The 11,804-nt window shown below is 52.2% G+C and carries 10 protein-coding genes; 9 read left to right on the top strand and 1 reads right to left on the bottom strand.

Going from position 1 to position 11,804, the window contains the following annotated elements; all coding sequences use genetic code 11:
* The first annotated feature begins 2 nt into the window (after positions 1 to 2).
* Genes ACLU9Q_RS07355 through ACLU9Q_RS07365 form a run of 3 tightly spaced genes read left to right on the top strand, consistent with a single transcriptional unit; the run spans position 3 to position 4,874 of the window.
* On the top strand, positions 3 to 2,720 hold the full coding sequence (locus ACLU9Q_RS07355; RefSeq protein ID WP_296837798.1) for a YfhO family protein: 2,718 nt from the start codon (positions 3 to 5) through the stop codon (positions 2,718 to 2,720).
* 26 nt (positions 2,721 to 2,746) lie between these two features.
* Complete coding sequence (locus ACLU9Q_RS07360; RefSeq protein WP_296837801.1) at positions 2,747 to 3,784, top strand: glycosyltransferase; 1,038 nt, start codon at positions 2,747 to 2,749, stop codon at positions 3,782 to 3,784.
* On the top strand, positions 3,693 to 4,874 hold the full coding sequence (locus ACLU9Q_RS07365) for an ATP-grasp domain-containing protein (RefSeq protein ID WP_296837804.1): 1,182 nt from the start codon (positions 3,693 to 3,695) through the stop codon (positions 4,872 to 4,874). The genes ACLU9Q_RS07360 and ACLU9Q_RS07365 overlap by 92 nt, the downstream gene beginning before the upstream one ends.
* Positions 4,875 to 4,882: 8 nt before the next feature.
* Here ACLU9Q_RS07365 and ACLU9Q_RS07370 read toward each other — a convergent pair whose 3' ends face one another.
* A complete protein-coding gene (locus tag ACLU9Q_RS07370) occupies positions 4,883 to 6,343 on the bottom strand; it encodes a lipopolysaccharide biosynthesis protein (RefSeq protein WP_302225592.1) in 1,461 nt (486 codons plus the stop codon).
* 318 nt (positions 6,344 to 6,661) lie between these two features.
* Here ACLU9Q_RS07370 and ACLU9Q_RS07375 point away from each other — a divergent pair, with 318 nt between their 5' ends.
* From ACLU9Q_RS07375 to ACLU9Q_RS07400, 6 genes are all read left to right on the top strand, one after another.
* Entirely contained in the window at positions 6,662 to 7,666 is a 1,005-nt protein-coding gene (locus tag ACLU9Q_RS07375; protein ID WP_302225591.1) for a M15 family metallopeptidase, read from the top strand.
* A 200-nt stretch (positions 7,667 to 7,866) separates the two neighbouring features.
* Complete coding sequence (locus tag ACLU9Q_RS07380; RefSeq protein WP_296837833.1) at positions 7,867 to 8,658, top strand: basic amino acid ABC transporter substrate-binding protein; 792 nt, start codon at positions 7,867 to 7,869, stop codon at positions 8,656 to 8,658.
* Complete coding sequence (locus ACLU9Q_RS07385; protein WP_302225589.1) at positions 8,658 to 9,350, top strand: amino acid ABC transporter permease; 693 nt, start codon at positions 8,658 to 8,660, stop codon at positions 9,348 to 9,350. Before ACLU9Q_RS07380 ends, ACLU9Q_RS07385 begins: the two co-directional genes overlap by 1 nt.
* Positions 9,340 to 10,080, top strand: a complete 741-nt coding sequence (locus ACLU9Q_RS07390) for an amino acid ABC transporter ATP-binding protein (RefSeq protein ID WP_302225587.1) — start codon at positions 9,340 to 9,342, stop codon at positions 10,078 to 10,080. The genes ACLU9Q_RS07385 and ACLU9Q_RS07390 overlap by 11 nt, the downstream gene beginning before the upstream one ends.
* A 280-nt stretch (positions 10,081 to 10,360) precedes the next feature.
* Positions 10,361 to 11,659 (top strand): bifunctional folylpolyglutamate synthase/dihydrofolate synthase, encoded by a 1,299-nt coding sequence (locus tag ACLU9Q_RS07395; RefSeq protein ID WP_412624875.1) that lies wholly within the window; start codon positions 10,361 to 10,363, stop codon positions 11,657 to 11,659.
* Complete coding sequence (locus tag ACLU9Q_RS07400) at positions 11,656 to 11,802, top strand: hypothetical protein (RefSeq protein WP_006864251.1); 147 nt, start codon at positions 11,656 to 11,658, stop codon at positions 11,800 to 11,802. Before ACLU9Q_RS07395 ends, ACLU9Q_RS07400 begins: the two co-directional genes overlap by 4 nt.
* Positions 11,803 to 11,804: the final 2 nt, after the last annotated feature.

Here is an 11,804-nt window from a genome sequence, read left to right on the forward strand (position 1 = left end):
ATATGGCAGAAATGCATTCAACGCGCAGGGTGAGCTATTACCTGAAATATATTCTGCTGTACAGCGTGCTGTTTGCCGTGGTGACAGCAGGCGTATTTCTGGTGCTGCTCGTGCAGGATAAAAGCTTTGTATGGTATTCTGACGCGGTGGCGCAATACGTGCCTCGGGCGGCTTATTTTGGAAAAAAAACGCGGGAGATTCTTGCGGGATTTCTTGATGGAAATTTTTCCATTCCCACCTACGATTTCACGCTTGGCATGGGGAACACCATTACCGTGCACCTGGAACCGCTGTACTGGCTGTTTCTGCTGTTCGACGCCTCTGACGTGGAATTTGCCTATACGTTTATATTGCTGGCGCGGTTTTACGTTGCCGGACTTTCCATGTCGGCGTTCCTGATGTACTTTAAAAAAGGATGGACGGCGGCGCTGATCGGCAGTTTTTCCTATATTTACTGCGGCTATGGGATGTGGGCGTGTATGCGGCATGCGCACTTCCTGTATGGTCTGATCATGCTGCCGCTGTGTATTCTTGCCGTGGAAGAAATCTATCAGAACAACCGCTGGTGGCTTTGCACGCTGGTTGTGTGGATCCATCTCTGGTGCGGCTATTATTTTTTCTATATCAACACGATTGCCACCGGCGTCTATTTCCTGATCCGGTTCTTTGGAAATCGTGGGCGGCGCACCTGGCGGGAATTCTGGAAGCTGGCCGGCATGATCATCGGCTCCTATCTGCTCGGCGTTCTGATCGGGAACGCTACGCTGGTGGATTCCTTTGCATCCTATCTGACGAGCGGGCGCACGGAGGCGGTGGAGTACGGCAGCAGTACGAATTTTCTTTCCTATGGATGGAAGTGGCCGATCAATTTCCTGCGCGATTTTCTGACGGCCGGACGGGGACCGGGAAACTGGCTGCGTCTGGGATATATCCCGCTGATCTACATCGGGCTGGTAGTGCTTTTCCTGCGAAAAGGAAGGAAAATCGTCAAGGCATCGGTGATCACGGGAACGATCTTCTGCATGATCCCGGCGGTGGCATTTGTGTTCAGCGGCTTCAGTAATATCAACAACCGCTGGAGCTATGTGTATTCGTTTGCGCTGTCCGTTGCACTGGCGTTTGTGATAGAGGATATCTGCGAGCTTACAAAAAAAGAGCGGCTGATCGTGGTGCTGGCGTCGCTGCCTTTCCTGGCGCTGTTTGCAGCGGAGGTGCTGTTCGCTCATGGAAAAAACCGTTATATTGCGCTGGTATCGGGTTTTGTGATGGTGCTGACGCTTGCGGTCCTGCTGTTTTTATGGCGAAAACCGGGAAAGACGCGTCTGGCAGGCGGAGCTTTGGTCGGCCTGACGGTTGTATCCCTGTGGTGCTATGGACTGGAAACCTTTGCGCCGCGAATGGGCAATTACACTGATGAATTTCCGCAGGCGGGCACGGTGGTGGACAGCATCACAAATATGCCGCTGGCAGCGATAGAGGATGTGGAGGACGACACGTTTTACCGTGCGGCTACCAGGCAGACCTACCGGCAGATACAGGGAGCTGCGCAGTTTTTGGACTACAACGGCACAGTCTGGTATTCCAGTACGACCAGCAGGATCATGCAGGATTTCTGGAGCCAGATGGGCGTCTGCACCTGGAGCGGCGTGCGCCTTCTGGGCTTTAACGGGCGCTCCTTCCTGGACACGCTGGCGTGTGTGAAATATTATGCGCTTCTGAAGGATACCGCATATGATCTGCCCTACGGTTACACAAAGATGCTGGAGACGGAGAAAAACGGCAAGACCTATGAGGTGTTTGAAAATGAGATGGCGCTGCCCATCGGCTACACGTATGACACTGTGATCAGTGAGGACGAGCTGCTCTCGTATGAGGTGCCGGCACGGCAGGAGGTGCTGATGCAGGCGGCTTCGCTGGACAGCACGGAAAGCGGAGCGGACTTTGAAACCACAGCGGCGGACGGTGATGTGCAGATCACCGGACGGACTGCAGAGATTACGGAAAAGATCTGCGAAAACGTAACGCTGGAGGAGGGAAGGATCACGATCCAGGCGTCAGAGGATGAGGAGGCTTCTCTTACCCTGAAATTTGACGGCACGGCGGATTCCGAGGTCTATCTGTATATCAAAGGGCTGCGCTATGAGGAGGGCTACAGCACATCGTTTAGCTACAGCTGCGGGGAATACAAATCCTCCTACAGCCTTCACGGTGTGGAGAATCCTTATTATTCCGGACAGAAAGCATACTTGTTCAATCTGGGATACCATAAGGAAGCCGCCGGTGAATGCAAGATTACTTTTTCCGATAAAGATACTTTGAAGTTTGACGATATTCAGATTTTCTGTCAGCCGATGGGGAATATGAGCTCCTACACGGATCATCTGAAGGAAAACTCATTGGAGAATGTGGAGGTCCTGACAAATTGCGTCAGGGGAACGATCAGTCTGGAGGAGAGGAAGCTTCTGGTGTTTTCTGTTCCGTACCAGAACGGCTGGACGGCGTATGTGGACGGACAGGAGACAGAGATCCAAAAGGCAAACCTGATGTATATGGGCATCTGGCTGGAGCCGGGAGAGCATACGATCGAGCTGCGCTACCGGATGCCGGGAATGCGGATCGGCGTCTGTGTTTCTGTTATCGCATTCGCAGTGTTTCTGTTCCTTTTGCTTGCTGCGCGCAGAAGGAGACGCGCCTGCAAGGCGGCGACGGACTTTGAATAAGAAGTAAAGAAGGAGGAAGAGAAAAAATGCTGCACAGCATCATCATTCCGTGTTATAATTCAGACAGGACGATCCGTAAGGTCGTCGAGACGACCATGGAAGAAATGGAGCGCCTTGGCAGAAACGAATATGAATTTGTGCTGGTGGATGATTATTCTCCAAATAATCCAAAGACGATAAACGAGCTGCGCGCGCTTGCAGAGGAGTATGACTGCGTGCGGGTGGTCGAGCTTGCGTTTAACAGCGGGCAGCATAATGCCGTGATGGCAGGATTGAACTATGCGGAGGGGGATATCCTGATCGCGATGGACGACGATGGGCAGACGCATCCCTCACAGCTTAAATATCTGTTTGCAGAGTTTGACAAGGGCTACGATATTGTTTATGGCTATTACGAGCAGAAAAAGCAGAGCCCGTTCCGCAATTTCGGCAGTTATGTCAATTATATGACGGTGCGCTGGCTGATCGGAAAACCAAAAGGGATGAAGACGTCGAGCTATTGGGTGATCCGCCGGTTCGTGCGGGATTCGGTGATCCGCTATGAGAGTCCGTTTACGCACCTGCAGGGACTGTTTCTGCGCACGACAAAAAATATCAGCAGCGTGCCGATCCAGCACTTTAAGCGGGAGATCGGACAGTCTAACTATACTTTGAAAAAGCTGCTTCAGCTCTGGTCGAATATTATGGGCTTTTCTGTTGTGCCGCTGCGGGTGGCGACGAGGCTCGGATGTCTGTTCTCGATCCTGGGACTGGTCGGGGTGATCGCCGTCTTTATCAACAAGGCGATCCATCCGGCGGTTCCGATCGGATGGTCAACTATGGTAGCCGCGGTGTGTTTTTTCTCCGGCGTGATATTGCTGTTTATGGGTCTGATCGGGGAGTACATCGGCAGGATGTTTCTTGTGATACAGCGGTCGCCGCAGTTTGTGGTGCGAAAGGTTTACGGACGGAAAGGAAAGAGAGGAACGAACGATGAAGAAAATTATGATTCTGGGCGCGGGGATATATCAGGTGCCGCTGATCCAGACGGCGAAGCGTCTGGGGATTTATTCCATCGCGGTTAGTATACCGGGAAATTATCCGGGTTTTGCATATGCAGATAAGGTGTATTATGAAAATACGACGGACTGGGAGAAGATCCTGGAGATCGCGAAGGAAGAAAAGATTGACGGGATCGTGACGGCGGGAACGGACGTTGCCGTTATCACGATCGGAAAGGTCTGTGATGCCCTGGGACTTTGCGGGCTTTCCTGCCGCGGAGCGACCATTGCGACGAACAAGCTTCTTATGAAAGAGGTCTATGAGAAGCACGGCGTGCGGACGGCGAAGTACCGTAAGATCGCCTTTGACGCGCCGGACGTCTATGAGAAGATAGACGAGCTTTCTCTGCCGTTGATCTTTAAGGCAGTCGATTCCTCCGGAAGCCGCGGCATCACGCGGGTGAACCGCCGCGAGGAGTTTGCCGGGGCGATCGCGCTGGCGAAGAAATATACGAAGAAGGATTATTTTATCGTCGAGGAGTTTATCGAGGGCGAGGAGTTTGGCGCGCAGGCGTTTGTTTACCAGGGGAAGGTGCAGTTTATCATGCCGCACGGCGATTATGTGTTCCACGGGGACACCGGCGTACCGATCGGACACTTTGTGCCTTACGAGCTGGACGAGGCGGTCATTGAGGACGCCAAGGAGCAGCTGCGGATGGCGATCGAGGCGATGGAGCTGGACAACTGTGCGATCAATGCGGATTTTATCCTGAAGGATAACAAGACGTATGTGCTGGAGATCGGCGGACGTTCCGGCGCGACCTGCCTGGCGGAATCCGTTTCCATCTACTATGGCTTTGATTATTATGAAAAAATTCTCCGGGCGGCGCTCGGAGAGCAGGATCTGGATTTTACGGGCGATGCGAAGGTGCCGAATGCCAGTCATCTGCTGATGAGCGACAGGGACGGCGTGATCCGTTCCATCGTCAACCGCAACGAAGAAAACCCGGATATTTACGAGATTTTATTTGATCATGAGGTGGGCGAGAGAGTAGAAAAATTCCGCATCGGGCCTCATCGGATCGGTCACGTCGTCACCAAAGGCGAGACGCTGGAAAAGGCGGTGGAGCTGCTGCATGAGGCGATGGGAAAGATACAAATTGAGGTAGAGTAAATTTGCTGTTATTTTTTCAATAATTTCAGAATACCAAAACACTGCGGCAGCAGGAACTTTGCTGCCAGCAGTACGCCTGCCGCCAGCACGCCGTAGCGGATAAGTGAAGGGCAGGCAAAGAGCAGCATACTTGCGCAGCAGAGTGCGAAGTAAGCGAGTGAGACGGCGACGGTCTTTTTGATGGGAATAATGAGCGCGCCGGTCAGACGGTATTCCATAAAGCTCTGTACGAGCAGCAGAACGAAGTAGCTGAACGCCGTCGTGTAAGCGGCGGCGCGATAGCCGAAGCTTTTGATGCAGACGTAATTTAAAATCACGTTGAGCAGCATGGTGCCGACGGTGGCGGCCGCCACATAGCCGGTTTTTTTATGATAATTTTCTACGGCGGTATAGCTGTAGCTGTAGAAACGGAACAGCGTGCCGGTCAGCATGGGCGCTGTCAGATAGATGCAGTCGCGGTATTCGCTGCTTCCGAGGATCGCCACGATCTCCGGCGCGAGCAGCACCAGAAACCAGGAAAGCATTCCAAAGCCGTGCATGAGAATGGTCCACGGTTTTTCCACATCCTTCGTTTCCTTTCGGGAAATCTTTTCGTAAAGCCAGGGAAGCCAGGCGTTCCAGACAGAATCCTCCAGAATCCATATAATATAAGAAACGGTTGTGCCGAGCGCAAGGATGGCAACCTCTTCTTTGCCGATCAGGTGACGCACCATGATGCGGTCCGACTGATTCATGATCTGGATAGAGATCGCCTCTGGGATCAGCGGCAGGGAAAACAGCAGCGCATATCTCCAGTGTGCGCGGGAGTACGCCTTTTTTCCCTGAAACAGCAGTACGGCGGCAATAATGATCCCAGCGATGATAAACGGCACATAGTAGCCGATTACGCGCAGGGAGACGAGCGCGTCGGTATGCCCCGTTTCTCTTCCGATCCAGATCAGCAGGATGGACAAAAGCGTGGCGGGAATGACAGTCACCGCCGTCACGGCGGTGCTTACCTTATAACGCATCAGCTGCTTTTCGCGGCGCTGCATAAACATGATCGCCGTGTGGGCGAAGGTATAGAGAAACGCTGTGTAAAACATCAGATCATTCATGTCGCAGAAAATCTTCACCGGTTCCTTAAAAAAAAGACAGACCAGAAAACAGAACCCGATGGAGAGATAGGAGAGCATGGATGTACACGACACAAATTCATTGTAGTTTTCTCCCGTGTCATATTTCGCGCGCTCCACGCTGCGGTACAGGTTCAGTGAAAAAACCGGACCGATGATCAGCAGCCACGATTCATAGAGCCGGATGTCGCTGTACTGCGCTTTCGACAGAAGCCGTGTGAGGATCGGTGTTGTCAGAAAGGTAATTCCGCGCACGAGAAGCTGTGCAAAAATATAGAATAGTCCGGCTTTTAAGGCAAGTCGGTTTAAGGTGCTTTGTTCTTTGTGGGATGCGGATGGTTTTTGTGCATTCATGCCGTACATTTCTCTTTCTGCCCCGGACGGGCGTAAAGTATTTGCCGCGGATGCCGTCATGGATACCGGGCCTGATGGTAAGAGTATAGCAGAAAAAAGCACGGATAGCAATGTGTCGGAGAATTTTTTGAAGAAACAAAAGAAACAAAATTGTAACAATTTTGAAATAAATACTTCCCATTTGTTAAAAAATATGTTATGATATCTTTCGGGAGAGTCCAATACCCGCCTCACGGGGCGGAAAGAACAGGCGGGGTCATGTCCGTGGCCTGCTGTGGGGGATTTGACTGAGAAAGCTGCAAATTGGGAGGAACAGACATGGTTCATAAGAAAAAATCCGCAGTCAGAGTTATGATGGCATTATTTGCGGCGCTGATGCTCTGGACAGGACTGGCGGCGTTTGCACAGGCAGCGAAAAAACCTTCGGCGCCTGCGCAGGTAAAAAACGTGAAGGTGACGGCATCCGGCACCAGCAGTCATAAGATTACCTGGAAAAAGGTGAGCGGTGCAACCGGCTATCAGATCTTCTGCCGCGATTACTCGACCGGCAGCAAGCTGTACAAGCGTGTAAAGACGATCAGCGGCGCGTCCAGGACGAGCTGTACGATCAGCGGCAGAAAGCAGGGCAAGGCTTATGCTTACGTGGTGCGCGCCTATAAGAAAAACTCAGTCGGCGTTGCCTACGGAAAGCTGTCAGGTATCGCTTACGGGTTTATTAAGAAGACGACGACAAAGAAACCGGCCACCGGAAACAATTCCGGTACGAACGGCGCTGCCGCTTCTTCAGGCATTATCCAGAACCCGACCACAAAACAGAAATATCAGAAGGTATTTGGAAATGCAAATCTGAGTATGCGTTATCCGGGCGGGTATTACACCTCGGCGTCTCAGGCTAAGAAAAATATGAAATCCATCACAGTAAAAACCTGGGATTTCAAGAACGGCAGGAGCGGAGCGAAGTATACACGCACATGGACGATCATGGTGCATAAAAATCTCGCGGCGACGGTTCAGCAGATTTTTAAAGAGATCTACAACAACTCTGAAAAATTCCCGATCCATGAGCTGGGCGGGTATGACTGGAGAGGCGGTCATTCCGAGCACAACACCGGGACTGCGATCGACATTAACTGGACGGAAAACTACATGGTCAACATCGCGACAGGGGCTATCACAGCCGGAAAATACTGGAGGCCGGGCAAAGATCCTTACTCCATACCGAAAAACGGCGTTGTTGCGAAAATATTCAAGAAGTACGGCTTCAGCCAGGGCGACTGGGGAAACAGCAAGGATTACATGCACTTCTCATACTTTGGCACCTAGCAAAGCCGTGCAAATCGTCAAAAAACACCGGGAAGCAAGCGCAGGCCTGAGTTCCCGGTGCTTTTTTCGCCGAAAATGATTGACAAACATTTTGATTGGTGGTAGCGTATTAATCATAAATATTCAAGTATATTTATTCAAAATTATGCAGGAGGATGAGTATTATGAAAAAATTAACAGCAGCTTTACTTGCAGGCGCTATGGCGATGTCTTTTGGCTTTACCGCTATGGCAGAGGAGGGCGGCGTTCTGGTGATGGCTACCAACGCAGAATTCCCGCCGTATGAGTATCACGAGGGTGACGAGATCGTCGGCATCGACGCGGAGGTCGCGGCTCTGATCGCAGAGGAGCTTGGCATGACACTGGAGATCGAGGATATGGCGTTTGATTCCGTGCTGGCAGCCGTTCAGTCCGGCAAGGCGGATATCGGTATGGCAGGTCTTACCGTTACGGAGGACCGTAAGCTGTCCGTAAACTTCACAGACTCTTATGCAACCGCTACGCAGGTGATCATTGTAAAAGAGGACAGCGAGATCGCAAGCCCGGATGATCTTGGCGGAAAGACGGTCGGCGTACAGCTCGGCACCACCGGCGACATCTATGTAAGCGATGAGGAGGATGTTACCGTAGAGCGTTACAACAAGGGCTTTGAGGCAGTGCAGGCGCTGACACAGGGCAAGATCGATGCGGTTGTTATCGACAGCGAGCCGGCAAAGGTATTTGTATCTGAGAACGAGGGCATCAAGATCATCGACGAGGCATATACCGATGAAGAATATGCGATCGCTATCGCAAAGGATAACGACGAGCTTTTGGAGAAGGTAAATACCGCGCTCAACACACTGAAGGAGAACGGTGCATTCCAGGAGGTTGTTGACAAATATATCAACGAAGACAGCGGCGAGGACGAGACAGAAGCTGCAGCGGAGGAAGCAAAGACCGAGGCAGTAACGGAAGCCGCAGAGGCAGAAACTGAGGCTGTTACAGAATAATGCTGCAGAATTTATACGACCGGTTTTATTTAAATTTTATAGCGGATAACCGCTGGAAATATCTTACGAACGGCTTAAAGACCACCCTGACGGTGACGGTCTTTGCCGTTCTGATCGGTATCGCGCTTGGCTTTCTGGTAGCGGTGGTGCGTTCCACCTACGATAAGACGAAAAAGCTGAAGGTGCTGAATGCGCTCTGTAAGCTGTATCTCACGGTCATTCGCGGGACGCCAGTGGTTGTCCAGCTTCTGATCATTTATTTCGTTATTTTTGGTTCCGTTAAGATTGACAAGACCTTTGTAGCGATTCTGGCGTTTGGCCTGAATTCCGGGGCATACGTGGCGGAGATCATCCGAAGCGGTATCATGTCCATCGACAACGGGCAGTTTGAGGCGGGCAGAAGCCTCGGCTTCAATTATGCGCAGACAATGATCTATATTGTTCTGCCGCAGGCATTCAAAAACGTGCTTCCGGCGCTTGGCAACGAGTTTATCGTTCTTTTAAAGGAGACCTCCGTTGCCGGTTATATCGCGCTGGAGGATCTCACAAAGGGCGGAGATATTATCCGAAGCCGCACCTACGATGCGTTCATGCCGCTGATCGCAGTGGCGCTGATCTATCTGGTGATGGTGCTTGCGTTCAGCAAGCTCCTGAGTATTCTGGAGAGGAGGCTGCGCAACAGTGAACGGTAACGAACCCCTGATCCGGGTGGAAGATCTGAAAAAAGAGTTTGTCGGTGTACACGCGTTAAACGGCGTGTCGACCGAGATCCAGAAAGGGGAGGTTGTGTTTGTGGTCGGACCGTCCGGTTCCGGCAAAAGCACCTTCCTGCGCTGTCTGAACCGTCTGGAGGATCCGACGGGCGGGCACATTTATTTTAACGGCGTCGATCTGATGGACAAAAATGTCAACATCAATCTTCATCGTCAGAAGATGGGGATGGTGTTCCAGCATTTTAATCTGTTCCCGCACATGACAGTCCTGAAAAACATGACGATCGCGCCGATGAAGCTGCAGGGCGTCGGCAAAGAAGAGGCGGAGAGCGAGGCGATGAAGCTTCTGGCGCGCGTCGGGCTTGCCGACCGTGCAAACGCGTATCCGAGCCAGCTTTCCGGCGGACAGAAGCAGCGTGTCGCGATCGTGCGCGCGCTCTGTATGAAACCGGAGGTGCTGCTGTTTGACGAGCCGACCTCGGCGCTCGACCCGGAAATGGTCGGCGAGGTGCTGCAGGTTATGGGAGAGCTTGCCCGCGAGCATATGACGATGATCGTCGTCACCCATGAGATGGGCTTTGCAAAAGAGGTGGCGGACCGCATCCTCTTTATGGCGGACGGGCATATTCTGGAGGAGGCAGCTCCGGCAGAATTTTTCGGAAATCCGAAAAACGAGCGCTTAAAAGCATTTTTAAGTAAAGTTATTTAAGTATAGCAGAGCCGGGATGAAAGATGCCCGGCTCGTATTATTTTTTACAGGATCTGCTCGCACCTGAATCGCATTCTCACGTCTCAGACCCACAGGACTGGCTTCGCGGCGTAGCAGGTGTTTGGGGCTGACGTGAGCAGCAGCGCAGTCATGTCGAAACACGCGAAAAAAATTACTTGCAATGCCGCCCCGAAATATATATGATAGATGAGGACGGGAGCGATGAAAAAAATGCCGCCGTCTGAAAAATGAGAGAGCGAAGAAAGAAGAGACATTCATTATGACATACGAGGAAGCGGTAAGCTATATCGAGAGCGTTCCGAAGTTTACGAAAAAAAACAAGCCGGAGAACACGGTTGAGATGATAGAGCGGCTGGGACGGCCGGAGCGGAAAATGAAGGTGATCCATGTGGCGGGTACGAACGGCAAGGGGTCTGTCTGCGCGTTTCTGTCGTCTATGCTGACAGCGGGCAGAAAGAAAACCGGGCTGTTTATTTCCCCGCATCTGGTAAAGATAAACGAGCGTTTTCAGATCAACAATGTACCGGTCACCGATGAGGAATTTCTTTCGACATACGAAAAGGTCTGGCAGGTGATCCGGGAAATGCAGGCGGATGGCTTTGCTCATCCGGCGTATTTTGAGATCCTCTTTGCGGTCTGCCTGGTGCTGTTTGAACGGCATGAGGTGGAATACGCCGTGCTGGAGACGGGGCTTGGCGGCAGGCTGGACGCCACCAATATCGTGGAGCATCCGCTGGCGTGTGTGATTACCAGCATCAGCCTCGACCACACGGAGATCCTCGGAGATACCATAGAGCAGATCGCGCAGGAAAAGGCGGGCATCATTAAGGCGGGCGTGCCAGTGATCTACGACGGGTGCCGCGGTACGGCGGCGGAGGCGGTGATCCTGGGCAGGGCGCAAAAGATGCACGCTCCGGCGGTGGGGCTGCACAGGGAGATGTACGAAATTTTGGATAAAACCGATAAAAGCATTGATTTTGAGCTGGATGCCCTGTATTATGAGAAGAGGAAGATCACGGTGCCCTACCCGGCTCCGTATCAGGCGGAGAATGCGTCGCTGGCGCTCCTGGCAATGGAAGCGGTCGATCCGGAGCATAAGATTCCCTGCGATGTGCGCCTGCAGGCGATGGCGGATACGCACTGGCAGGGGCGCATGGAGACTATTTTGCCGGGCGTGATCGTGGACGGCGCGCACAATGAGGACGGCGTGCGCGAATTTGTGCGTACTTTAAACGGCGTACAGGAGGGAAGGCGGATCGTGTTGCTTTTTTCCGCGGTGGTCGAGAAAAACTACGAGCAGATGATCAGAACCATCTGTGAGACCGGCAGGCTTTCTGAGGTTGTCGCCACGCAGATCGAGGGGAAGCGCATCGTTCCGGCGGGGGAGCTTGCCGGGATATTCCGGAAATATACAGATGCAGAGGTGACAGCGGAAGAGGACATCGGCAAGGCTTTTGAGACGGCGCTCGCAAAGCGGGGAGACGGGCTTTTGTTCTGCGTCGGCTCATTGTATCTGGTCGGGGAAATCAAAGCACTCATAGAGGAGAGGAATACATGATTAATTACGAAGAGGAACTGAAGAAATTTCATCCGAGCCTGGATGTAAACGAGGCGGAGGATGCTATTTACAAGCGCGACTTCACAGATATCACCGATATCCTGAAGGAAATGCTGCAGGAAGAAAAGAACAAGCACAGATAAGG

The organism is Marvinbryantia sp. (assembly GCF_047017445.1).
In the GTDB taxonomy this organism is placed as follows: Bacteria; Bacillota; Clostridia; order Lachnospirales; family Lachnospiraceae; genus Marvinbryantia.

What these genes read in the sequence shown, in the direction of transcription:
- ACLU9Q_RS07375 (WP_302225591.1), top strand. Translation starts at nt 6,662, where the DNA reads ATGGTTCATAAGAAAAAATCCGCAGTCAGAGTTATGATGGCATTATTT.
- ACLU9Q_RS07380 (WP_296837833.1), top strand. Translation starts at nt 7,867, where the DNA reads ATGGCGATGTCTTTTGGCTTTACCGCTATGGCAGAGGAGGGCGGCGTT.
- ACLU9Q_RS07370 (WP_302225592.1), bottom strand. Translation starts at nt 6,343, where the DNA reads ATGAATGCACAAAAACCATCCGCATCCCACAAAGAACAAAGCACCTTA.
- ACLU9Q_RS07385 (WP_302225589.1), top strand. Translation starts at nt 8,658, where the DNA reads ATGCTGCAGAATTTATACGACCGGTTTTATTTAAATTTTATAGCGGAT.
- ACLU9Q_RS07360 (WP_296837801.1), top strand. Translation starts at nt 2,747, where the DNA reads ATGCTGCACAGCATCATCATTCCGTGTTATAATTCAGACAGGACGATC.
- ACLU9Q_RS07355 (WP_296837798.1), top strand. Translation starts at nt 3, where the DNA reads ATGGCAGAAATGCATTCAACGCGCAGGGTGAGCTATTACCTGAAATAT.
- ACLU9Q_RS07365 (WP_296837804.1), top strand. Translation starts at nt 3,693, where the DNA reads ATGAAGAAAATTATGATTCTGGGCGCGGGGATATATCAGGTGCCGCTG.
- ACLU9Q_RS07395 (WP_412624875.1), top strand. Translation starts at nt 10,361, where the DNA reads ATGACATACGAGGAAGCGGTAAGCTATATCGAGAGCGTTCCGAAGTTT.
- ACLU9Q_RS07400 (WP_006864251.1), top strand. Translation starts at nt 11,656, where the DNA reads ATGATTAATTACGAAGAGGAACTGAAGAAATTTCATCCGAGCCTGGAT.